Genomic DNA, 22,514 nt, shown 5'->3' on the forward strand with positions numbered 1-22,514 from the left:
TAGCAAAACAGATTTTTTTTCTTGCCCAAAAACAGTTTTAGTTAAGGTAAATAAGACAAAAAGTAAGATTAATTTTTTCATCATTTTTAAATTTTAAAATAGCGTATCTCCAATTTTAATAATACTTGTGCAAAAGCAATTTCGGCTTGTGATTTGACAAATGAGATACGCAATTGGCGTTGATAAAATCAAAAGAAAAACGGCATCAATTTTTACAATATTATAGTTTTTGATTCGGATTTTTTTAATGATATCAACAAGAAAAATCAGAAACAAAACCAGCAAAAGTCCAGTCGCAAGAAATGCAATTCCGAGTCCAGCATCGGTACGATGTTCGCGACGACTATTGGCTTCAAAAGCTATCTGTGCATAGAAATATAAAGCAACCATCGGGATGACAATTAGCAATAATCGTTTCAGGAAAGATTTTAATAATGCACTCATCGGTATTGGTTAGAAATTTTTTGTTCAGGTTTGGTTTCCAAAAGATATAAAGAAATTAGAAATATCAGTTCCAAAGGTTTCATCAAAATATAAGTAAGGTTAGAACCCAATTCGGAGTTTATATTTTTGGATAAATTATAAACGTATTTGTCATAATTTCTGCGGACAATCCCATGAATTTTTGGCGAAAAATCCTGCAACATTCTTCGAGAGCATTATCTAAACATCAAAGCTAATAATCGCATCAATTATTAAAAATATTAAGCTTAAAACTAAACTTAAAAGAGGAAGAATCCGTCCTTTTTTCCAAATAAGAAATGCGGAAATATTAAAAATGATAAAGTAAAAAAGCAAACTAAAAATATGTTTTCCCCCGGACGGAATGTAGCAAGAATCAATAGGATCAATAGCAATATTAAAATCTTCAGCATGCGTCATCAAACCAAAAACAAAGACAACTAAGGACAGAAAGTAGCTCGATAAAAATGTGATGCTGCCAACCGAAATTCTTTTCCCTTTTATTTCAATTGTTGAAAAAAAGAAAATAACAACGGCCAGAATAATTATTGCTAAAACTAAAATTCCTGCCATACTAACGAGACTTTGATTTTGCTAAGACTTCAATTAAATACAATATTAATCCACCAGCCAAATAATACAGAATATCGATCCAACTAAAAGAATTGCCGAGGACAATCATCGCGATTTTATTATCTTTAAAACCGATCATCTCTGCAAAATGAAAGTATTGCAAAAACTCAATAACACAAGAAAAAATTAAAAGCGCAATTATTAATTTGGTATTGTCAACCTCTACAAAAGCCTTCACAAAATAATACATCAACATCACGACAAGAACATCGCCTAGATAAGCTCTTACGAAGACGATATCTTTAAAAGTTGTGGCAATTAAAAACTCGATAATGAAAATAATAACTGCAATGATGAGGTTTTTAAAATTGAATGTTAATTTCATACTAGTTTTTCTTCTTTTTTAATTTTTTCGGTTTTTGGTTTTCATCATTTGGATCAACTTGCAAACTGTAAATAATTCCTTTTTCAACAAATACTTTATCGAGCAAATCTTTGTTATTAATTGGTTAGCATCCATTTGAAAGCAAGAAAGGCTCGAAAAGTTTTTTCCAAGTCCCATTAACATTGGTGAAAGTACTCAATGTGTAAGTGCAGCCATTCAATGGTGCTTGTACAACAGATATTTCGTCCAATCCATCGCCATTCAAGTCGCCTTCATTTATTAAAGTCGCTTCGCAACAACATATTTTTAAAGCTTTAGTAGTTTTCATATCGGATAGCAAAGTATATTCGTCAGGAACGCCATCTTCAAAAGAATTTCCGTGTCCTTTTTTAGTTTGTTTTATAAAGAGATTTTCATGCACTTTTTTATTGGTAAAATGACCCTTGATTTTTCCGCCAATATTTTTATAAATATCTGGGATCATTTAGTTATTTAAAATCAAACCTTTTAACACAAAACGAAAAAGAGCTTGACAAGTTTTCGCCAAGGACATCTAAAACCTATGACTTTCTGATCAATAAAAATTTTTATAGAATAACTATTGATTCAGCTGTTTTTGAAAGTCAATTGTTTTATCACCAAAAAGATACAATTTCCGATTTTAGAACCAGTTCTACAATTTTATTTAAATAAATAAAAATGAAAAAAAATTATAACGTTTCTTCCAATTGCAGCCATACTTTTGCCGATGCTTATTTATTTAAATCCTTTTATTTGGGAAATGAAACGGATGCGTATATATAGACCTTCGTTAAAAACAAGTAATCTCATTTCTGATCTGAATGCAAAATATTCATTAGAAATGCAAACAGGAAATGTCGTGGATAAGTTTTGTTATTTTCGTGATTTAAAATCAGGAAAAATCACTTAAAAACAAAATTTTGGCCTCGAATTATTTGCCCAAGATCATTCGAAAGATAGTTTAGAATTGATAAGAAAATATGTTGCGGATTTCGATAAAAACTTTGAGCATCGCCAATATTTCGACTCTTTGAAAGTGAAAACGTCTAATCGCGATTCTTTAATCTATAAAACAAAGATCCAATGAATCTCGCGAAAATATTTAAAATCCAGCTTTCGGTGTACGCATTTATTATTCTTTTTGCGATTCAACATTCTTTTTTCAAAAACTATTTTTATCTGTGGATGCATTATGAAAACATCATTTTAGGTGTTTTTGTTATTTCAGTTATTGCCGTTTTAGGATCGGTTATTTTTCTTATTTACGAAAGTATTGTTTTCATAAACCAGGAAAAACAAATTTCAGCGGAAATTGCTTGGCTAATGGTTTCCATTTTGGCATATTACGGTGTTATTGCATCCAGCTTGTAGCTTTCCACACAATGTCGACTTTAATTTTTTCATCAAAATAAGTGCTATTTTAATCAGTTTGCAAGATTTTACAGACCAAGAATTGGCGTTTTTCTACAAGTACAGATTTGCTCAATATACGCCAGAAACTCAGGAAGAAATAGCAAATTTTATCTTTGAAAAAAGACAAATTTTTTTAGATAAAATCGAAACATTACTTAAAACGCCAAAACCCAAAAATGCATTCTGCAAAAGATTTGGGTCGGACAAAATCTTAAATTATGATGTTGTATATGATAATCCAGCATTCAAAAAACTATCCTATTATCAATGGGAAGATTTGAAGGCAAATTTTAGCAAAAAGAATCAAATTGAATGTTTCGTTTGTGGGAATATTATCGAAAACCCAAACGAAACTTATTTTGATAAAATCTTGAAATTCATTAAAGGGAATTAAGTTTTAAATGATTCAGCATGAAAAATCTACAAAAACATTAAAACACAACTTCTATTTTTATTATTAAGTTCTTCTCTTCTGACATCATGCGCCAAGAAAACGATAGATAAAAAGGAAGCACCAAAAAAGCGCAATTGGGATTTCACGCAAGGTGATTTCAAGGAATCTCACGTGCAATTGTTAAATGTGTATGATGTTTTCAGTGTTGATAAATTATCAGACTGTTTAATAGTTATAAATGGAAGTCTTTTTAACGGTTGAAAGGTTAAGAGAGTTACATTTTCGGCTACTTTGCAATTATTAGAAAACTTCATTGGCAAAGATAGTTTAGGAAATAATAAAACTCAAATTTTGTCTTATGTGAAAATTAAAAACAGAGCTAACGATATTTTTTTTCAGTTGATAATTAACGAAAAACCTAGCCTCAAATCCTCTTTTGAAAAAGCAGGAAAGAAGAAAGGAAATACCGATGAGCTAAAACAAAAAGTAGATACTACGTGGTATTTTACAAATCTTTCAGTTAAAGAAATCAAAAACGGCTATATGTTGTTCGACGAAAATTTTAGTTTAGAAATGACAGTAAAAGATTTTGACGTTAAAAAAACATAAAATAACGAAAAGCGACGGTCATTTTATTTCGAAAATTAACGACGCAAGACATTGGGGAATTGAGGGTGATATTCTTCCTGAAATGAATGAGTTAGACAAAGTGATTGTAACGTATAACAAAGTTAAAATTACGTTTCCTAAAGAAGCCGTCAAAAATATGTTTCAGTTTGCTATAAACACAGATTACATTGGCGTTTCTAAGTTTGAGGATCGCACTTATTTCTTTTATTCGCAAAACAGTGATGGCGCTGGCGCTTACTGAAAGTGTTTGGAAATAGTTGACGGAAAAGCCGTTCAGCAGTTGATTTCCACGTTTTAGATTAACCACCAATCATTTTTTTGATGGAGTTTAACTTCATCAAAGCTTCAATTGGTGTTAATGTATTAATGTCGATTTTTGTCAACTCTTCGCGAATATTTTCTAAAACGGGATCGTCTAATTGAAAGAATGACAACTGCATGTTTTCTTCGGTCACACGTTTTATTTTTTCTCCAGAATTCTCTGACGATGTTCTGTTGGATTCTAAAGTTTTTAAAATTTCGCCAGCTCTATTTACCACTTTTGAAGGCATCCCAGCCAACTTCGCAACATGAATACCAAAGCTGTGTTCGCTACCGCCAGACACTAATTTTCTAAGAAAAATAATGTTGCCTTTATTCTCTTGGATTGACACGTGGAAGTTTTTGATACGTTCAAAATTCAATGTCATTTCGTTGAGTTCATGGTAGTGTGTTGCAAACAAAGTTTTGGCTTGCGACGCGTGTTGATGAAGATATTCTGCAATAGCCCAAGCGATAGAAACACCATCATAAGTTGAAGTCCCGCGACCGATTTCGTCTAGCAGAATAAGGCTTCGCTCCGAAATATTATTCAGGATGTTCGCGGCTTCATTCATTTCCACCATAAAGGTAGATTCCCCCGCAGAGATGTTATCTGTGGCACCAACTCTTGTAAATATTTTGTCTAAAGTGCCGATTTCTGCATGTTTAGCAGGAACAAAACTTCCAATTTGTGCTAACAAAGCAATAATAGCAGTTTGTCTCAATATCGCCGATTTACCAGCCATATTGGGACCAGTGACCATAATAATCTGCTGAGAATCTTTATCTAAAAAAATATCATTCGGAATGTATTTTTCACCGAGTGGAAGCGATTTTTCAATAATTGGATGGCGACCTTCTTTGATGTCAATTGCAAAACTATCATTAAGAATTGGCTTTGTATAATTGTCTTCAATGGCAAGATTTGACAGCCCAACAGCGCAATCTAATTCGCCAACAAGACGCGAATTTTCTTGAATTTGGTCGATATAGATCAAAACTTCTTCGCAAGAATTTCTATAGAGTTGAAGTTCCAGTTGCGAGATTTTTTCTTCGGCACCGAGAATTTGACTTTCGTACTCTTTAAGTTCTTCAGTGATGTAACGTTCGGCATTTACCAAAGTTTGTTTTCTAATCCAATCCTCAGGGACTTTGTCTTTATGCGTGTTTCGGACTTCAATATAATAGCCAAAAACATTATTAAAATCTATTTTTAAACTTGAGATTCCTGTACGTTCAATTTCTCGTGCGCACATATCATCCAAAAAGCCACGACCTTTACTTTGTAAACCGCGCAGGTGATCCAGCTCTTCAGAAATCCCAGCTTTAATGACATTTCCTTTGTTGATGTTAACAGGCAAATCTTCGTTAAGATGTGTTTGCAAATATCGGATGAGGTCTTCCATATTGTTGAAAGGATCAATCCACGCCATTACATCGGGGAAATTGTGGAGTTTGGCTTTTATCTCTTGAATATTGATAATCGATTGACGAAGATAACCTAATTCTTTCGGTGAAATCTTCTCCGCAGCCAGTTTACCAACCAATCTATCCAAATCAGAAATGCCTTTTAGAAGTTCTTCAATTTCGTATTTTAAATGATCTTCTTTATTTAAAAACTCAATCAGGCTGAGTCTTCTGTTGATGTCGCTGATGTTTTTTAAAGGTAAAATCAAACGTCGTCTTAACAAACGTCCGCCCATTGGCGTTTTAGTTTTATCAATAATATCGAGTAAAGATTTGCCTTGATAATTCGATGAATAAACGATTTCTAAATTTCTTAAAGTGAAATTGTCCATCATCAAATAATCGTCTTGCGGAATATTTTGGATTTTGGTGATGTGTTGTAAAAGTGCATGGTGTGTATCTTCCACCAAATAAGCGAAAATAGCACCTGCTGCCGTTACGCCTAACTTTTGATCTTCAATCCCGAAACCTTTTAACGAGTTGGTTTTGAAATGCGAAGTGAGCTTTTCGTAAGCATAATTATATTGATATGCCCAATCTTCTAGTTTAAAAGAGTTTTTATTCTTTAGCTGGCTAGGAAGTTCGGAAGTTCGTTGATAAATAATTTCGCTTGGATCAAAAGTGTGAACAATGTGTAAAAGCTTTTCCAATGGACCTTCGCTTACTAAAAATTCTCCTGTCGAAACATCGACCAAAGCCATTCCGAATTTTTCTTTTTCCTTGTGAAGTGAAAGTAGGAAGTTGTTTTTCTTCGATGTTAAAACTTGATCGTTAAAGGTAACTCCCGGCGTTACCAATTCTGTAACACCACGTTTAACAATACCTTTCACCATTTTTGGATCTTCCAATTGATCGCAAATCGCAACACGCATCCCAGCTCTTACCAACTTTGGAAGATAAGAATCTACAGAATGGTGCGGAAAGCCAGCCAACTCGATGTGACCATCACCATTAGCACGTTTGGTTAAAACAATGCCTAAAATCTGGGACGTTTTGATGGCATCTTGGCCAAAAGTTTCGTAGAAGTCGCCAACACGGAATAGCAACAAAGCGTCTGGATATTTAGCTTTTATTGTATTGTATTGACCCATCAACGGAGTTTCTTTCTTTGCCTTTGCCATAATCAAAAATTGGATTTCAAAAATACGAAATTCGTTTAGGCTTCAAAAGTTTCGACCAGAATTAACAGAAATTATCTTTTTGAAGAAGACAAAAAAGATAGAATTTTTATCTTTGTCGTTACGATGCGCATATATAACACCAAAGACTTTCTAAAAACCGTTCTGAGTTTGCACAAAACAGATACGCTGAAGTTATTGTTTCCGACAATGTTATTGGTAGGTTTGTATTCTTTCGGCATCGCTTATTTAGAAATCGAATATCTAGATTTGACAAGCAAATCGACGGTTACTAATGTTGGTTTGGTACATAGTATGTTGGGTTTTGTGCTTTCTTTGTTGTTGGTTTTTAGGACAAATACCGCCTACGACCGTTGGTGGGAAGGGCGAAAACTTTGGGGAAAATTGGTGAATGATACTAGAAATTTTGCTATCAAGATTAATGCAATTTTACCAAAAGAAGAACAACATCACAAAGATCAAATTGCAAAATATTTGCGCTATTTTCCTTTGTTTCTGGCCAAACATCTTTCTAAAGAATCCACTAGATTGGCTTTGGATGAAGAGTTTTCGAAACTTGAAGAAGGATTAAAACACAATGCTCCCATTGAGTTGGCTTCTATTTTAATGCAAAAAATTAAGCAACTTAACAGAGAAGGTATTATTACAGATGTTGATTATTTGTTTTTGGAGAACCAGTTATCGGGTTTTCTAGAACTTACTGGCGGTTGCGAACGAATTAAAAATACACCAATTCCATATTCTTATTCATCGTTTATCAAAAAGTTTATTTTGCTTTTTGTTTTGGCTTTGCCTGTGGCGTATGTTATTAATATTGGATATTTTATGGTGCCTTTGACCATGTTTATTTACTATGTTTTGATGAGTTTGGAGATTATCGCAGAAGAAATCGAAGATCCATTTAATAATGACGTTAACGACATCCCAATGGAGACTTTGGCTCAGAATATTGGTAAAAATGTGGATTTAATATTTAAAAAATAGATTGTGGCTAGAAAATTAAAACTAGAAGAACTAGGAAGAATCGATGTCGAAACTTTTAAGGAAACTGAGAAAATTCCTTTAGTTGTTGTGTTGGATAACGTAAGAAGTATGCACAATGTTGGTGCAGCTTTTCGTACGGCTGATGCTTTTTTAATTGAAAAAATTATCTTGTGTGGCATAACACCACAACCGCCACATCGCGAAATTCACAAGGCTGCCCTAGGCGCCACCGAAAGTGTAACTTGGGAATATGACGAAGATGTGAAGTCGACGATCAAGAAATTGCAAGACGACGATTTCGTAGTTTGTGGTATCGAACAGACCACTGATAGTGTGATTTTAACAGATTTTGAAATAAATAAGGATAAAAAGTATGCCTTAGTTCTCGGAAACGAAGTAGACGGCATCAGTGATGAGATTGTTTCGGACTGTGATGTTTTGCTAGAAATTCCACAACTTGGGACAAAGCATTCCCTTAATGTAAGCGTGTGTGGAGGGATTGTTATGTGGGAATTTGCGAAAGCGCTAGGTGTATAAAAACAAAAAACTGCATTAGCAATTGCCAGTGCAGTTCGAAATAAATCTAATAAAAAGTAAAAATGAAAGGCGACAAAGGTAAGCTTTTTATTTTTTAAAAACCAAATTTTTTTGACAAAAAGTTATTCGAAGAATACTAAATTGTGGGGTGTTTGATATTTTCTACCAAAATTGCGAAAGGATTTAATATAAAAATTTTATTAAAAACCATAAACAGACTCTAAGAATTCGAATGCTTTTTTTAACTTAGCAATATGTATATAAAAGACTATTTGTCCAAAGATTTTCCGGCGTTCAGCATTTCCGATTCTATTGAAGAAGCTTCGGAGTTGGCAAAGGAATTTGGATATTCACATATTTTCATAAAAAAGAAGGGCATCTACATGGGTGCGCTTAGTCAGTCTTTTTTGGAAGATAGTCCAGAAGGGCAGTTGGGTAGTCTTGCGATGCACTTCGAGAAATTTGCAATTTCGGAAGATAGTAACATTTGGGATTCTATTAAGTTGTTTCATACTTTTAATACCAATGTTGTCCCAGTTATTAATAGTGACGAAAAATTTCTCGGCTATATCTGTTGTGATGATATCTTTAGCGAGTTTTCAAAATATCCAATATTTTCGGAAGCTGGCGCTATATTGACGGTGCAAACTAACAGTCTACATTATTCGATGGTTGAAGTGGCTAAGATTATAGAAAGTAACAATTCTAAACTTTATGGTTGTTTTATAACGGCTGTTAAAGAAGATCACATCGAATTAACTTTAAAAATAAGTCAGGACAATCTTAGCTCTATTGATGAGACTTTTGAGCGTTTTGGATATACCGTGATTAATAAATTTTATAACGATCAAAAAGAAGATCTGTTAAAAGATCGCTTTGGATTTTTCCAAAAATACTTGGAGTTTTAGGCTATGGTTGCAGCAATATATTCTCAAAAGAAAGATTTTGATAGCTTTTTGTATCTCAATAAGTTTATCTCGGAGTTGGAGTTAAGACACATCCCAATTGTGTTGCACGCAGACATGGCAAAAAACATGAAATTCTCTAGTAGTTACGACACATTTCAAACTAAAGAAGATCTAAAAGCTAAAGGTGTGGACTATGTTTTCAGTTTTGGAGGCGATGGGACGATTCTTAGCGCGATGTCTTTTATCCAAGAGTTGGAAATTCCGATTGTTGGGATTAACATGGGAAGATTGGGCTTTTTGGCGAATTTTAAAAAAGAGGAAATCTTTAAAGAAATTGATGTTATCCTAAAAGGAGACTACACCATCAGTAAACGAAGTATCATAAAAGTAACGACTTCGAAACCTAATTCTATTGACTTTCCGTACGCGTTGAATGACGTGACCTTGTCACGACAAGAAACGACCTCGATGATCACAATTGATTCTTATATTAATGATGATTTCTTGAATGTCTTTTGGGGTGATGGTTTGATTATTTCGACGCCGACAGGTTCCACCGCTTATTCTTTGAGTTGTGGCGGTCCAATTATTTCGCCAACTAATGGTAATTTTGTTATCACACCGATTGCGCCACACAACCTTAACGTTCGACCTTTGATTGTTAATGATGATGCAAAAATTACGTTGAACGTCGAAAGCCGATCGACGCAGTTTACACTGTCATTGGATTCTCGATTATATTATATGGATATTGGTAATGAAATCTATCTTGAAAAAGGGGAATTCTGCCTTAGTCTTATTATTCCAAATAATTTTAGCTTCTACGAAACCATCCGACAAAAACTGCTTTGGGGGATTGATAAAAGAAACTAAGTTTTTGTTTTCCAATATTTCAATTGCTCTTCTAGATTAGAGATTCTTGCTTCATATTGTTCGATTAATTTTTTTGAGAGAGTTTCACTAAAATCACTTTTTACATTATTATTGTCAAAAATTAGCTCCTCTGGTTCCACATCCAAAACTTCACTAAGTTTCATTATGTAAAGAGCCCATGAGTTGCTCTCTCCTCGTTCCATTCTAGCATAGGCAGACTGTGATATGTTTAGTTTTTCTGCCATGTCAACCTGCGAATAGTTTTTCAGTTTTCTTAAGAATTTAATCTTTTTAGTAATAAATTTTATCATTTGTTTTTTTCTTAAAAATAGCATTTAATGTTTAAATATGCGAAATTTATCAGTAAATATGTGAAAATAGATTTTTTTGGGAAGCATGAGATTCTTAGTTTTGGGCAATTAAAAATCATAATGATGAAAAATAAATTACTTAATTCTATTCTAGCTTGTTTTTTAGTAGCTAGTATTTCGTGTAGAGAAGAAACACTTATTGCAAATGAGACGTCCAATGCAAATGACATTGAGATTAAAGAAGGAACAGTTAAAGATGGAAGGTTGTATTTTCCAAACAAAGAATCTTTGCAAGTAACCTATAATAATCTTAAAGATGCGGAGGACGAAGTTATAGCAAATTATATTGATACTAAAAATATTATATCTTTGCGACCTATTCTTACTAAAGATAATGAAGATTTAGTTCAGAATAAAATTCTTCAGAGAATTGAAAAGCTAAAGACTAATAAGCGATATATGCGAACATCTAATGCATTAAATAAATTGAACAATAATGAAAAAAATCTTCTTATTAGTATTGTTAATAAATGTACCAATCTTCTGTCAATGTCAAGAAAACGACAATTCATCTAGTAAAAGTAGTTATATTGGCTTTTATGGTGTAGGTATTTCTACATCAATTGATAGAAATGCTGATTATTTACAAAAAAGTGAAGGAAGAGCTTTTAAAGAGTTTTCATTTGAAATATTTACAACACAAGGATTTAAATTGTATAATCGTGTGATATTGTCAGCAATGTTCGCATTAGAAAAGCAAACAGGATATCATCGCCTATTTTTACCCATGAAAGGAGATATAAAATATTTTTTCAAACCAATTGATTCTGAAGAAAATATTTTTTTTGTGTATGGAAATTTTGGAAAAAATATTTCTTTATCTCCTGCTTTTGCAAATGGTTTTAGCAGTGCTTTTGGGATAGGCTTAGTTATTACTGGTGATTTTGATGAAAAACTCTTTGTATCACTTGAAATTAAAAACCAACAAGATGTATATAATAATAAAGGTTATAGCTTTGGAAGTACGGGGATTAAATTTGGTTTAAGTTTTTAGAACATGAAGAAAATATTTTTTTTATTTGGGATTTTAATGGGAATACTAGGCTTTTCTCAGACAAGTAACGCTAGTGTGGAAAAGTCTGTCACAGGTTTGCAGATAGGATTTCTTGGTGTAGACATATATAATGAGTTAAAAATTTCTGACGCAATTGCTTTGCGCAGTCAATTCTCACTTAATCCGTCAATATGGGGTGGAGATTTATATACAAGAACTAACTTCGCTTTTTCACCATCTATTTCCTTAATGCCAAAATACTATTATAATACTGATGGGAGAGTAGGGAAGGGAAAAAATATAACTAATAATTCTGCCAATTATCTTGCATTAAAAATAGAGTATTTCCCAGATTGGTTTGTTATTTCTAATGCAGATAATGTTATGGTTAATGATGCAATATATTTTACACCTAATTATGGGATAAGAAGAAATTTTGGCAAACAATTCAACTACGAGTTTAGAATTGGTTTAGGAATAGGGAAAATATTAAAAGACAATTATCCGACCCAGCTTCGACCTGACCTCAGTTTTAAGATTGGATATGATTTTTAGTCTTGCAACTAGTTTATTTTCGAAGATGCTTTTTAGCTAGATTAAAGCTATTGAGATCTTTATAGTATATCGCAAAAAGCTGTCAGAAAATGACAGCTTTTGTGTTTAGACTAAATTATATATATCTAGCCCTAGAAAAAATCATGATTCGGATTTGTGAATAATTCGTAAATTAGCAAACTAAAATAAATCTATTAAAAACATTAATTATGAGTAGAAAGTTTCCGGCTGGTGTAGCCACAGGATCTTTGGTAACAGAAATTTTTGATTACGCAAAAGAGAATCAATTTGCACTTCCTGCAGTTAACGTTATTGGATCTAGCAACGTTAACGCAACTATGGAAACCGCTGCTAAGCTAAACGCGCCGGTGATCATTCAGTTTTCTAACGGAGGAGCAGCTTTCAATGCAGGTAAAGGACTTTCTAACGATGGACAAAAATCTGCAATCCTTGGTGCTATCGCTGGTGCTAAGCATATCCACACATTGGCAGAAGCTTATGGCGCAACAGTTATCCTACATACGGACCACTGTGCAAAGAAATTGTTGCCTTGGATTGATGGATTAATGGATGCTAACGAAGCTTTCTATAAAGAAACTGGTAAGTCTTTGTACTCGTCTCATATGTTGGATCTTTCTGAAGAGCCTCTAGATGAGAACTTGAGTGTTTCTGCGGAATATTTCCAAAGAATGGCAAAACTAGGGATGACATTAGAAGTTGAAATCGGAGTAACTGGTGGAGAAGAAGATGGTGTTGACAATTCTAGCGTTGACAACTCTTTGTTATACACGCAACCGGAAGATGTTGCTTTGACTTATGAAAAACTAAAAGCTATCTCTGATAACTTTACAATTGCAGCGGCATTTGGTAATGTACACGGTGTTTACAAGCCAGGTAACGTTGTTCTTACACCTAAAATTTTGGATAACTCTCAGAAGTTTGTTCAAGAAAAATTCGGAACTGCAGCTAAGCCAATTAACTTCGTATTCCACGGAGGATCGGGATCTACACTAGAAGAGATTCGTGAGGCGATTAGCTACGGTGTTGTAAAAATGAATATCGATACAGATCTTCAGTTTGCTTATACTGAAGGTGTAAGAGATTATATGACAGGAAAAATTGACTATTTAAGAACTCAGATTGGTAACCCAGACGGTGCGGATTCTCCTAACAAGAAATTCTACGACCCAAGAGTATGGTTGAGAAAAGGTGAAGATACTTTCTCTGCGCGTTTAGTACAAGCTTTCGAAGATCTTAACAACGTCAACACACTTTAATAAATTTGTAAAATGTAGAATGTACAAAGCATAAAGTAATTAAAATGCTTTTGATTTGTACATTTTACATAATACATTCTACATAAATATAGATAAAATGGCATTTGATTGGTTTAAACGAAAAGCGCAAAATATTACAACCTCTACTGAGGACAAAAAAGATCTTCCTAAAGGTCTATGGCACAAGACTCCCACAGGGAAAATTATCGAAGCTGAAGAGCTAAAAGCGAACAATTATGTCTCGCCAGAAGATGGTTTCCATGTAAGAATCGGAAGTAGAGAATATTTTGATATTTTATTTGATGATCAAAAGTTTGAAGAACTTGATGCCAATGTAGAAAGTGTTGATATTCTTAAATTTAAAGATACAAAAGCCTACACTGATCGTCTTAAAGAAGTAAAAGCTAAAACCAAACTTAACGATTCTGTACGTAACGGAACAGGGAAGGTTAATGGTGTAGAAATGGTAGTGTCTTGTATGGATTTCGCTTTTATTGGAGGATCTTTGGGTTCTGTAATGGGTGAAAAAATCAAGAGAGCTATCGATTACGCTATGAAGCACAAATTGCCTTTCATGATTATTTGTCAGTCGGGAGGTGCACGTATGCAGGAAGCAGCTTATTCTTTAATGCAAATGGCGAAGGTACAAGCTAAATTGGCACAATTGTCAAATGCTGGTCTTCCGTATATCGCTTATCTTACCGATCCAACTTTTGGTGGTGTAACGGCGTCTTTTGCGATGACCGCAGATATTATTATTGCTGAACCAGGCGCTTTGATAGGGTTTGCGGGACCTCGTGTTATCCGCGAAACAATTGGACGCGATTTGCCAGAAGGTTTCCAAACTGCTGAATTCTTACAAGAGAAAGGTTTTGTAGACTTTATTGTTAAACGTACAGAGGTTAAAGAAGCGCTCGCAAAAACGATAAAGTTGCTGATGCACGCTTAAAATATAACTCTCACGAAAGTGAGAGTTTTTTGTATGAGGAAGTTTATTACAATATTTTTTAATGCGCTTAGGTCACTGTCTTTCAAAAAGATAATGGTCGTTTTGGGAATTGGCATTGGACATCCATTGTTTTCGATTTTATATTTTTATGCAAGTTTTAGAGCTTTTAGCATTGCTAAAAAATTGTATCCCAAAACAAGTTCAACTAGCGGCGCTGGTAATGCATTTCGACATTCGTTTTGGGTGTGTTTAATCATGATGTATTTCTGTAAAGTGTCGTCACCCGAAAAGTCTTTGAAATGGTGTCGGAAATTAACGGACTTACACGAAGATCTTTTCCCGAACCAACCTCTCGAAACTATGATGGATAAACATAATAACGAAATAGGACTTAAGTATTTTATGAGCTTGTTGTCTGGTGTACATCGACAGTTTTTCGAAACCACTTTCTTTATCGATGAGCTTCAAAAGAAAACCAAAGAAGCCGTTATCCTCGAAAATCTAGATCAAAAGCTGGATGATCGTTTGGTTTATTTAAGAGAATAACAAGCAATCATTCAGTTTTCGCATCTTAGATTTAATAAAATCTTTTATTTTTACTAAAATTAAAATTAAATGGTACTTAGCCGCATCTGGTCTGCCTTTATCATTATTGCGATAGTGGTTGCAGGAATCAAATACATTTCGTCCGATAATTATAAAGAGATTTTTAACGACATGGTTGTTGGGAAAGGGGGCGACACAATAAAAATTTCGAAGCAACCGATAACTACATTTTCTCCAGAAGTCCAAGCTAATCTTCAGAAATCTGCCGATTTCGAGACTTCACATATTCATTACAAAAAAGATTCGCTTAATAATGTAAGCGTTTATCGTATACAATCAACGGACGGCGTTATTGGTACTAGCGAAACTGCGGTTAATATTTGTTTAAAACTTATTGGGATTATGGCATTATTCATGGGTTTTATGAGTATTGCCGAACGTGCTGGAGGTATCAATTTGTTGAGTCGTTTAATACAACCTTTCTTTTCAAAACTATTTCCTGAAGTTCCAAAAAATCACCCGTCTTTTGGACACATGATGCTGAATTTTAGTGCTAATCTTTTAGGTTTAGATAATGCAGCAACGCCTTTCGGACTCAAAGCAATGGAAAGTTTACAGTCCTTAAATCCAGACAAAGATCGAGCGAGTAATGCGCAAATTATGTTTTTGTGTTTGCATGCCAGTGGCTTGACGTTGATCCCGGTTTCCATTATCGCTATTCGTTCGTCGATGGGCTCAGAGACACCGACAGATATATTTTTGCCATGTATGATTGCGACATTTTTTGCAACAATGGCAGCAATGATTATTGTCTCTATTAAACAAAAAATCAATCTTTTCCAACCTGTAGTTTTAGCTTATGTTGGTGGGATTTCCGCAATTATTGCGTTATTGGTTGTCTATCTTGTGCAACTTAGTAAAGACGAATTGGATGTCTTTTCTAAAGTCTTGAGTAATGGACTTATTTTATTGATTTTCTTTGCGATAGTGCTTGGCGCAATGTACAAGAAGATTAACATTTTTGATGCGTTTATTGACGGCGCGAAAGAAGGTTTTACAACCTGTGTTAAAATTATTCCGTATTTGGTTGGGATGTTAATCGCGATTTCGTTGTTAAGAACGAGCGGCGTTTTTGAAGTGATCATCGATGGCATGAAATGGCTAGCGCAATCTGCTCATCTGGATACAAGATTTGTAGATGGCTTGCCAACAGCTTTGATAAAACCGCTTTCTGGTTCTGGTGCTCGCGGTATGATGGTGGACACCATGACGACTTTTGGAGCAGATAGTTTTGCTGGCCGTTTGTCAGCGATTTTGCAAGGAAGTTCGGATACGACCTTTTATGTAATTGCCGTTTATTTTGGTTCTGTTGCTGTAAAAAATACGCGTTATACGGTAGGTGCGATGTTGTTGGCAGATTTGGTTGGCGTTATTACAGCGATTACATTAGCTTATTTATTTTTTGGTTAAAATATGATTCAAGATAAAGATTTTACGTTGCGTTTAATTCGACAATTGACGCAAGCTTTAGAAAAGATTTTGTTGGGAAAACCTGACGAAAGTTTAATGCAAAAAGATTTGGATTTCGACTCGTTGATGAAGGATATTTTTAAATTTGATTTTAAAACATTATCTGCAATGTCAACTTCTGAGATTATAGATTTGGTTAACGAACGTCAGGAGCGTGATCATGTGGATTATTATCAAATGTTGGGGAATGTTTTTCAGTTTCATTTTAACCAAACCGAAAACCTTGACTTTGCCGAAAAAGCAAAAACCTTCTACGAATTGTACTTACAAAAAAGTGGCATTTTCGCATTGCCAATCATCAATAGAATTTCTGTTTTAAAATCTAAACTAGAAAACTAAGCATTCCAAAATTCGCGGTCGAGACTCCTGTATTGTATCGCTTCAGAAATGTGATGACTTTGGATGTTTTCGGAAGCTTCAAGATCAGCAATCGTTCTTGATACCTTTAAGATTCTGTCAAAAGCTCTTGCTGAAAGATTAAGTTTTGCCATCGCAAGTTTGATGAGGTTTTGAGAAGTTTCGTCCAACTGACAATGTTTTTCAATAAGTTTTGGTGGCATCTGCGCATTGTAATTAATGTTTTCGGATTCAAATCTTTTGGATTGAATTTCCCTTGCGTTCATCACTCGTAATCTAATGTTTTCACTAAGTTCGCCTTTTCGCTTGTCCGACAGTTGCTCAAATTCCACTTTAGGAATTTCTACATGAATGTCGATTCGATCTAATAAAGGACCCGAAAGTTTGTTCATATAACGCTGCATCTCGGCCACTGACGACGTGTTGTTGGGATCATCTGGGAAATAACCGGACGGACTAGGATTCATGCTTGCTACCAACATAAAACTTGCAGGATAATTAACCGTAAATCGCGCTCTCGAAATAGTAACTTCGCGGTCTTCCAAAGGCTGTCGCATCACTTCGAGAACACTTCGTTTGAATTCTGGCATTTCGTCCAAAAACAAAACGCCATTATGCGCTAAAGATATTTCGCCAGGTTGTGGATTGGTTCCACCGCCAACCAAGGCGACGTCGGAGATGGTGTGATGCGGCGAACGAAAAGGGCGAATGGTCATTAGCGAAGTTTCCGCGCCCATCTTTCCTGCCACCGAATGGATTTTAGTTGTTTCTAAGGCTTCTCGTAAAGTTAAAGGCGGAAGAATACTCGGAACACGTTTAGCAAGCATGGTTTTGCCACTTCCAGGAGGACCAATTAGGATAATGTTATGGCCGCCAGCGGCGGCAACTTCGATGGCGCGTTTTGCCATTTCTTGTCCTTTAACTTCAGAAAAATCAAAAGGAAAATTTGTTACTTTTTCATTAAACAGTGTTCGGGTATCAACGATTGTTGGTTCAATTGTTTTTTCATTATTAAAAAAATCGATGACGTCTTTTATATTTTCGACACCAAGAACATCTAGATTGTCGACAATTGCTGCTTCTTGTGTATTCTGGATAGGAAGAATAATGCCTTTAAAACCTTCCTCTCGGGCTTTGATAGCAATTGGAAGAACCCCTCGTAAAGGTTGTAGACCACCATCCAAAGACAATTCGCCCATGATGATATAATTACTGACATTTTCGCCATTTATCATTCCAGATGCAGCAAGAATCCCAATTGCGATACTTAAATCGTAAGCGGAGCCTTCTTTTCGCAGATCGGCTGGCGCCATGTTAATGGTGATTTTCTTTCCTGGAAGTTTGTAGCCAACATTTTTTAACGCGGCCGAAATTCGGTAACTACTTTCTTTAATAGCGTTGTCAGGAAGGCCAACAAGATGATAGCCGACACCTTGGTCAACATTAACTTCGATAGTAATTGTAATGGCGGAAACACCATGAATGGTACTTCCATAGATTTTTGTCAGCATTGATGTTTGTTTTTATTAAAGTTAGTAAATATTTAATCACAAACATCATTTCATAAAAAAATGCTTTAGAAATTTCTAAAGCATTTATTAATATTTGAAAAGAGTTTTACATAAAGCGTTCTCCTTTTTTTAGATTTTTTAGATCAAGAACATAATCTTTTATTAATTGATCATGATCGCGAGGACAGATTAGCAAAGCTTTGTCGGTATCAACAACAATATAGTTTTTGAGGTTGTCAATAACCACTGCTTTGTTTTGGTTTTTCACACGGATAACATTTCCTTTGGAGTTGTAAGTCAACACGTTTTTAGAATTGATGGCATTATTGTCATCATTCTTTTGAGCATTAGTATAGACAGAAGTCCACGTCCCAAGGTCACTCCAACCAAGATTAGACGGGATGACATAGACATTGTTAGCTTTCTCTAGAATACCGTTGTCAATTGAGATTTTATTTATTTTTGGATAGATTAAGGCGATGCAATCTTTTTCGTTTTTAGCATTGTAATCGCAACTGTCAAAAAGATGATTCATCTCGGGAAGATACTTCTCAAATGAAGAAATAATAGTTTCTGCGCTCCAAATAAATATCCCAGCATTCCATAGGAAATCACCAGATTCTAAAAATGTTTTAGCGATTTCTAAATTTGGTTTTTCAGTAAAAGTTTTAACCTTTGCGATTTCCTCTTTATCTTTTTTTATAAACTGAATATAACCATAACCTGTATCAGGACGTGTAGGTGTGATACCCAATGTTACCAGATAATCTTTTTCTTCAATTACACTAAAGGCGTATTCAACTTTTTTGAGAAATGTGATTTCATTTAAAATTAAATGATCTGCGGGTAGAACAATCATCTTAGCTTTTTCATTAATTGCTAAAATCTTTTTTGCCATGTAGATGTTACACGCTGCGGTGTTTTTCATCACAGGTTCACCAACAATATTCTCTTTCGAAATTTTTGGTAGTTGTTGTTCTACAAGCTCGGTATATTCGGCATTGGTGATAACAAAAATGTTTTCGTCCGGAATAATCTGACTTATGCGGTCATAGGTCTGTTGGATCATAGTTCTGCCAACACCTAAGATATCTTGAAATTGTTTCGGAAATTTTTTTGTGCTCATTGGCCAAAAACGACTTCCGATGCCGCCTGCCATAATAACACAATAATGGTTGTTCATACTTTACACTTTTTGAACTTTTGCTAATGGTTTAAACAAGTATTTTTTAGCATTTGTGGAATTAATGCAAAGATATAGCTTTTTTCTTTTCTCTTCGACTTTGTATGCGTCTTCTCGATACATAAAACGATCGCCAATTTGTAAAGATTCCATGAAGACTTCATCATCTTTTAATTGATCAAAATGAAAATATCTAACCAAATCGGAGCTTGACATAAAGTTAGCCTTTGGACTTTTTGAAAACTTTTTTAATATTAATTGTAACTCCTGCGGATAGATGTCTAAACTTTCTAAAATCATTTGTGCAAAAGTTGTTTTCCACTCGTTACCGTGAGCCGAAATTCGGCGCCCAAATTTTTCAAAAGCGATAAGATGTGCTAACTCATGTGTTAAAACAAAGAAAAACAAATCAGGTTCAAGCGTCGAATTAATTGTAATTTGATGCGACTGATCAGGCATTTTTCGATAATCACCAAGTTTAGAATTCCGATTGCGTGTAATTTTGATATGTATCGGATAATCCGCAAACCAGATTTTTAAAAAGGATAAAGCATTTTCAGGGAGATAAGATTTTAAAGTTTCAATCGACATAGGTAGATTCAACGGACATTTATCATTATAAAAGTAGACAGTAAAGATAAAAAGAATTTGTAATTTTAAAAATTAAACAAAACACCAATTGTCAGAGAGATTTTTACTTTTTTCATTTTTAATATTTGCTCTAAATTCTTGTAATAAAACCGTTGCTGATCTTCCAAAACAACGACCAGATAATCATTTTTACAAAAAAGCTTGGAAGGTTTTTGCAGAAGGGAAGAAGGATAGCACGTTTTATTATCTTAATGCAGCTAAAGACCTGTCTATTCGTGAGAAAGATAGTTTTGCGGCAGCAAAAAGTCTTGTCAATATGGCGATTATCCAAGAAGAAGCGAGCGATAACTATGGAAGTCTAGAGACAAGTTTGGCGGCTCTTGAGTTTTTGAAAGATAACGACACGTCGCATCATGCCTTTCTGGCAAGCAATTATAACAATCTTGGTGTTGTTTCTAATAACTTAAAAGATTATGATAATGCTATTAAGTTTTATAAAAAAGCAATTCTGTATTCGAATGATGACGACGAGATTTTAATGCTCAATAATAATTTGGCGAACACTTATTTTAACCAAAAAAAATACGATGACGCATCAAACATTTATCAAAAACTCTTAGAAGAAAATAAAATTGAAGACGAAATTTACGCTCGAATTCTCATGAATTCTGCAAGAGCAAAATATTCTTCTGATGTCGATTTTAAACCTAGAAAATATTTTGATAAAGCTTTAAAGATATGTGAGCAAGAGAAGGACGATTGGGGACTGGATGCGGGATACGCTTATCTTTCGGATTATTATTTGGAGAAGAATAAAGACTCTGCGTTTTATTTTTCGAAGCTAATGTACAATAAAGCAAAAGTCTTGAAGTCGCCGCAAGATCAAATGGAAGCTTTGCAAAAAATGATTAAAGTTGGCAGTCCTTCTAAAGCGAAATCTTACTTCGAAGAATTTCATAAGATTGACGATAGTCTGCATATTGTTAATATAATTGCTAAAAATCAGTTTGCTTTAATTCGTTACGAAAGTGAAAAAAGTAAGCTTGAAAACGAACAACTTAAAATTGAAAATCTAAGTAGAAAGTATCAAATTCGACAACAGCAATATGTTGTAATTGCTTTTATTATTGTATGTTTGGGGACGCTTGGTTTGTTTTATTATAGGTTTAAAAAACGACGGTTAAAGTTAAAATTAGAAGCTGAAAATCTTGTGAAAACAAACAAGCTCGTCACTTCAAAAAAAGTTCATGATGTTGTTGCCAACGGACTTTATCGGGTTATGACAGAAATCGAAAACAAGGAAGATATCGATCGTAATAGTATTTTGTACAAGCTGGAAGAGATGTACGAAAAGTCTCGAAATATCTCTTATGACGAAGAAATTATAGATGATAAAAGCTTTGATCAAAAATTGTCAGAAATGATTCGATCGTTTGATAATGAGAATATTCAGATTTTTATTGTCGGAAATTCGGATGAGATTTGGACTAAATTCAATAAAGAGTCTCAAAGTCAAATATTTATTGTAATACAAGAGCTTTTGGTCAACATGCGAAAACACAGTCGTGCGAGTCGTGTGATTTTAAAATTTGAAAATCATAACCAACAAATTCTTATTTCGTACAAAGACAATGGCGTTGGGATGCAAGATTGTCAACACAAAAACGGATTGAAAAATACGGTTAACCGTATTTTTGTAATGCAAGGAAAAATTATTTTTGAAAGCTCAAATGATGACGGACTGAAAATTAATATCGAAATTCCACATCAATCCTAAATCCTGTACATGTTAAAACGAGTTTTAATAGCTGAAGATTTTGAATCGACCAATTTTTCATTACAAAAAATGTTGGAAGAATTTGGTATACCTAATGTTGATTTTGTGTATTATTGCGATGATGCACTTTCTAAAATTAGAATAGCAATTGAAGAAAACCAAGCTTATGATCTTTTAATAACAGACCTTAATTTTGAAGAAGATCATTATGTTCAAACCTTAAAAGACGGAGAAGATTTGATAAAAGCCGCGAAAAAATTGCAACCAGAACTTAAGGTTTTAGTTTTTTCAGCTAATGATAAATCTGGCGTCGTAGATCGATTGGTGAAGAATTATAATATCAATGCGTTTGTTAGAAAGGCGAGATCCGACTCAAAAACCCTGAAACATGCTTTAGAAGCCATTCAGAATGATGAAAAATTCTTTTCTGAAGATGTGAAAAATTCTGTGCGAAAACTCAATACTTTTGAATTCAGCAATTACGACATCAGCGTGATTGATCTTCTCGCAAAAGGCATTAAAGTCAAAGAAATCCCAGTCTATTTGGAAGAAAAACAGCTAAAACCTTTTGGGTTAAGTAGCGTTGAAAAAAGAATTAGTCTTTTAAGAGATTCATTAAATCTTCCTAACAATGCGCAATTGGTCGCTTTTTGCAAAGATTTAGGAATTATTTAAAAATAAAACATCATTTTACGGTTTCCCGTATTTTTTATCAATTAAAGTCTTGTAGTTTTGCTTTCAAGAAACAAGGTAATTTGTTTCTGACCAAAAACACACATTAAAATAC

General features: G+C 34.1%; 28 protein-coding genes. 18 read left to right on the plus strand and 10 right to left on the minus strand.

Annotated features, from left to right (window positions below):
- Positions 1–93: 93 nt before the first annotated feature.
- The 5 genes from RT037_RS04490 to RT037_RS04510 all read right to left on the minus strand — a co-directional run bounded on the left by RT037_RS04490 (position 94) and on the right by RT037_RS04510 (position 1,904).
- Entirely contained in the window at positions 94–444 is a 351-nt protein-coding gene (locus RT037_RS04490; protein WP_313028451.1) for a hypothetical protein, read from the minus strand.
- Positions 441–647 (minus strand): DUF6688 family protein, encoded by a 207-nt coding sequence (locus RT037_RS04495; RefSeq protein WP_313028453.1) that lies wholly within the window; start codon positions 645–647, stop codon positions 441–443. The genes RT037_RS04490 and RT037_RS04495 overlap by 4 nt, the downstream gene beginning before the upstream one ends.
- A gap of 16 nt (positions 648–663) precedes the next feature.
- On the minus strand, positions 664–1,035 hold the full coding sequence (locus RT037_RS04500; RefSeq protein ID WP_313028454.1) for a hypothetical protein: 372 nt from the start codon (positions 1,033–1,035) through the stop codon (positions 664–666).
- Between the two features lies 1 nt (position 1,036).
- The gene (locus RT037_RS04505) at positions 1,037–1,420 is read right to left on the minus strand and encodes a DUF2809 domain-containing protein (RefSeq protein WP_313028455.1); all 384 of its coding nucleotides are present in this window, start codon (positions 1,418–1,420) and stop codon (positions 1,037–1,039) included.
- Between the two features lie 124 nt (positions 1,421–1,544).
- Positions 1,545–1,904 carry a hypothetical protein gene (locus RT037_RS04510; RefSeq protein ID WP_313028456.1) on the minus strand — a complete coding sequence of 120 codons (360 nt, stop codon included), beginning with the start codon at positions 1,902–1,904 and terminating at the stop codon, positions 1,545–1,547.
- A gap of 620 nt (positions 1,905–2,524) precedes the next feature.
- On the opposite strand from RT037_RS04510, the gene RT037_RS04515 reads away from it, so the two are divergent.
- From RT037_RS04515 to RT037_RS04530, 4 genes are all read left to right on the plus strand, one after another.
- Entirely contained in the window at positions 2,525–2,812 is a 288-nt protein-coding gene (locus RT037_RS04515; protein WP_312323774.1) for a hypothetical protein, read from the plus strand.
- Entirely contained in the window at positions 2,790–3,248 is a 459-nt protein-coding gene (locus tag RT037_RS04520) for a hypothetical protein (RefSeq protein WP_313028457.1), read from the plus strand. The genes RT037_RS04515 and RT037_RS04520 overlap by 23 nt, the downstream gene beginning before the upstream one ends.
- 291 nt (positions 3,249–3,539) lie before the next feature.
- Entirely contained in the window at positions 3,540–3,857 is a 318-nt protein-coding gene (locus RT037_RS04525) for a hypothetical protein (protein WP_313028458.1), read from the plus strand.
- The gene (locus tag RT037_RS04530; RefSeq protein ID WP_313028459.1) at positions 3,838–4,119 is read left to right on the plus strand and encodes a hypothetical protein; all 282 of its coding nucleotides are present in this window, start codon (positions 3,838–3,840) and stop codon (positions 4,117–4,119) included. Before RT037_RS04525 ends, RT037_RS04530 begins: the two co-directional genes overlap by 20 nt.
- Positions 4,120–4,177: 58 nt before the next feature.
- On the opposite strand, the gene mutS is transcribed toward RT037_RS04530, so the two are convergent.
- Complete coding sequence (gene mutS, locus RT037_RS04535) at positions 4,178–6,766, minus strand: DNA mismatch repair protein MutS (protein ID WP_313028461.1); 2,589 nt, start codon at positions 6,764–6,766, stop codon at positions 4,178–4,180.
- A gap of 168 nt (positions 6,767–6,934) precedes the next feature.
- Between mutS and RT037_RS04540 the strand changes: the two genes are divergently transcribed.
- The 4 genes from RT037_RS04540 to RT037_RS04555 all read left to right on the plus strand — a co-directional run bounded on the left by RT037_RS04540 (position 6,935) and on the right by RT037_RS04555 (position 10,086).
- Positions 6,935–7,768, plus strand: a complete 834-nt coding sequence (locus tag RT037_RS04540) for a bestrophin family protein (RefSeq protein ID WP_313028462.1) — start codon at positions 6,935–6,937, stop codon at positions 7,766–7,768.
- Positions 7,769–7,771: 3 nt separating this feature from the next.
- On the plus strand, positions 7,772–8,305 hold the full coding sequence (locus tag RT037_RS04545) for an RNA methyltransferase (protein ID WP_313028463.1): 534 nt from the start codon (positions 7,772–7,774) through the stop codon (positions 8,303–8,305).
- A gap of 254 nt (positions 8,306–8,559) precedes the next feature.
- A complete protein-coding gene (locus RT037_RS04550) occupies positions 8,560–9,213 on the plus strand; it encodes a CBS domain-containing protein (protein ID WP_079667593.1) in 654 nt (217 codons plus the stop codon).
- Positions 9,214–9,216: 3 nt separating this feature from the next.
- A complete protein-coding gene (locus RT037_RS04555; RefSeq protein WP_313028464.1) occupies positions 9,217–10,086 on the plus strand; it encodes an NAD kinase in 870 nt (289 codons plus the stop codon).
- Here the strand turns inward: RT037_RS04555 and RT037_RS04560 are convergent.
- Positions 10,083–10,421 carry a helix-turn-helix transcriptional regulator gene (locus RT037_RS04560; RefSeq protein ID WP_313028465.1) on the minus strand — a complete coding sequence of 113 codons (339 nt, stop codon included), beginning with the start codon at positions 10,419–10,421 and terminating at the stop codon, positions 10,083–10,085. The genes RT037_RS04555 and RT037_RS04560 overlap by 4 nt on opposite strands.
- Positions 10,422–10,457: 36 nt before the next feature.
- Here RT037_RS04560 and RT037_RS04565 point away from each other — a divergent pair, with 36 nt between their 5' ends.
- The 8 genes from RT037_RS04565 (at position 10,458) to RT037_RS04600 (ending at position 16,647) form a co-directional block, all read left to right on the plus strand.
- A complete protein-coding gene (locus RT037_RS04565; protein ID WP_313028466.1) occupies positions 10,458–10,973 on the plus strand; it encodes a hypothetical protein in 516 nt (171 codons plus the stop codon).
- Entirely contained in the window at positions 10,894–11,451 is a 558-nt protein-coding gene (locus RT037_RS04570; RefSeq protein ID WP_313028468.1) for a hypothetical protein, read from the plus strand. The genes RT037_RS04565 and RT037_RS04570 overlap by 80 nt, the downstream gene beginning before the upstream one ends.
- Positions 11,452–11,454: 3 nt before the next feature.
- The gene (locus RT037_RS04575; protein WP_313028469.1) at positions 11,455–12,006 is read left to right on the plus strand and encodes a hypothetical protein; all 552 of its coding nucleotides are present in this window, start codon (positions 11,455–11,457) and stop codon (positions 12,004–12,006) included.
- A 209-nt stretch (positions 12,007–12,215) separates the two neighbouring features.
- Positions 12,216–13,283 carry a class II fructose-bisphosphate aldolase gene (fbaA, locus tag RT037_RS04580; RefSeq protein ID WP_312322906.1) on the plus strand — a complete coding sequence of 356 codons (1,068 nt, stop codon included), beginning with the start codon at positions 12,216–12,218 and terminating at the stop codon, positions 13,281–13,283.
- Positions 13,284–13,380: 97 nt separating this feature from the next.
- A complete protein-coding gene (accD, locus tag RT037_RS04585; protein WP_313028470.1) occupies positions 13,381–14,232 on the plus strand; it encodes an acetyl-CoA carboxylase, carboxyltransferase subunit beta in 852 nt (283 codons plus the stop codon).
- Between the two features lie 33 nt (positions 14,233–14,265).
- Positions 14,266–14,778, plus strand: coding sequence for a DUF6973 domain-containing protein (locus tag RT037_RS04590; protein WP_313028471.1), 513 nt, complete (start codon positions 14,266–14,268; stop codon positions 14,776–14,778).
- Positions 14,779–14,847: 69 nt separating this feature from the next.
- Positions 14,848–16,248 (plus strand): nucleoside recognition domain-containing protein, encoded by a 1,401-nt coding sequence (locus RT037_RS04595; protein ID WP_313028472.1) that lies wholly within the window; start codon positions 14,848–14,850, stop codon positions 16,246–16,248.
- A 3-nt stretch (positions 16,249–16,251) separates the two neighbouring features.
- Entirely contained in the window at positions 16,252–16,647 is a 396-nt protein-coding gene (locus RT037_RS04600) for a hypothetical protein (RefSeq protein ID WP_313028473.1), read from the plus strand.
- Here RT037_RS04600 and RT037_RS04605 read toward each other — a convergent pair.
- From RT037_RS04605 to RT037_RS04615, 3 genes are all read right to left on the minus strand, one after another.
- The gene (locus RT037_RS04605) at positions 16,644–18,176 is read right to left on the minus strand and encodes a YifB family Mg chelatase-like AAA ATPase (protein WP_313028474.1); all 1,533 of its coding nucleotides are present in this window, start codon (positions 18,174–18,176) and stop codon (positions 16,644–16,646) included. The two genes, RT037_RS04600 and RT037_RS04605, sit on opposite strands and share 4 nt — an antisense overlap.
- Before the next feature lie 106 nt (positions 18,177–18,282).
- A complete protein-coding gene (locus RT037_RS04610) occupies positions 18,283–19,359 on the minus strand; it encodes a mannose-1-phosphate guanylyltransferase (RefSeq protein ID WP_313028476.1) in 1,077 nt (358 codons plus the stop codon).
- Positions 19,360–19,362: 3 nt separating this feature from the next.
- Positions 19,363–19,950 (minus strand): SprT-like domain-containing protein, encoded by a 588-nt coding sequence (locus RT037_RS04615; protein ID WP_312321920.1) that lies wholly within the window; start codon positions 19,948–19,950, stop codon positions 19,363–19,365.
- Between the two features lie 88 nt (positions 19,951–20,038).
- Between RT037_RS04615 and RT037_RS04620 the strand changes: the two genes are divergently transcribed.
- Both RT037_RS04620 and RT037_RS04625 read left to right on the plus strand, forming a co-directional pair.
- On the plus strand, positions 20,039–21,727 hold the full coding sequence (locus tag RT037_RS04620; RefSeq protein ID WP_312321919.1) for a tetratricopeptide repeat protein: 1,689 nt from the start codon (positions 20,039–20,041) through the stop codon (positions 21,725–21,727).
- A 9-nt stretch (positions 21,728–21,736) separates the two neighbouring features.
- Positions 21,737–22,402 (plus strand): response regulator, encoded by a 666-nt coding sequence (locus RT037_RS04625; RefSeq protein WP_313028478.1) that lies wholly within the window; start codon positions 21,737–21,739, stop codon positions 22,400–22,402.
- Positions 22,403–22,514: the final 112 nt, after the last annotated feature.

It is taken from the genome of Soonwooa sp. (assembly GCF_032062245.1).
GTDB lineage: Bacteria > Bacteroidota > Bacteroidia > Flavobacteriales > Weeksellaceae > Soonwooa.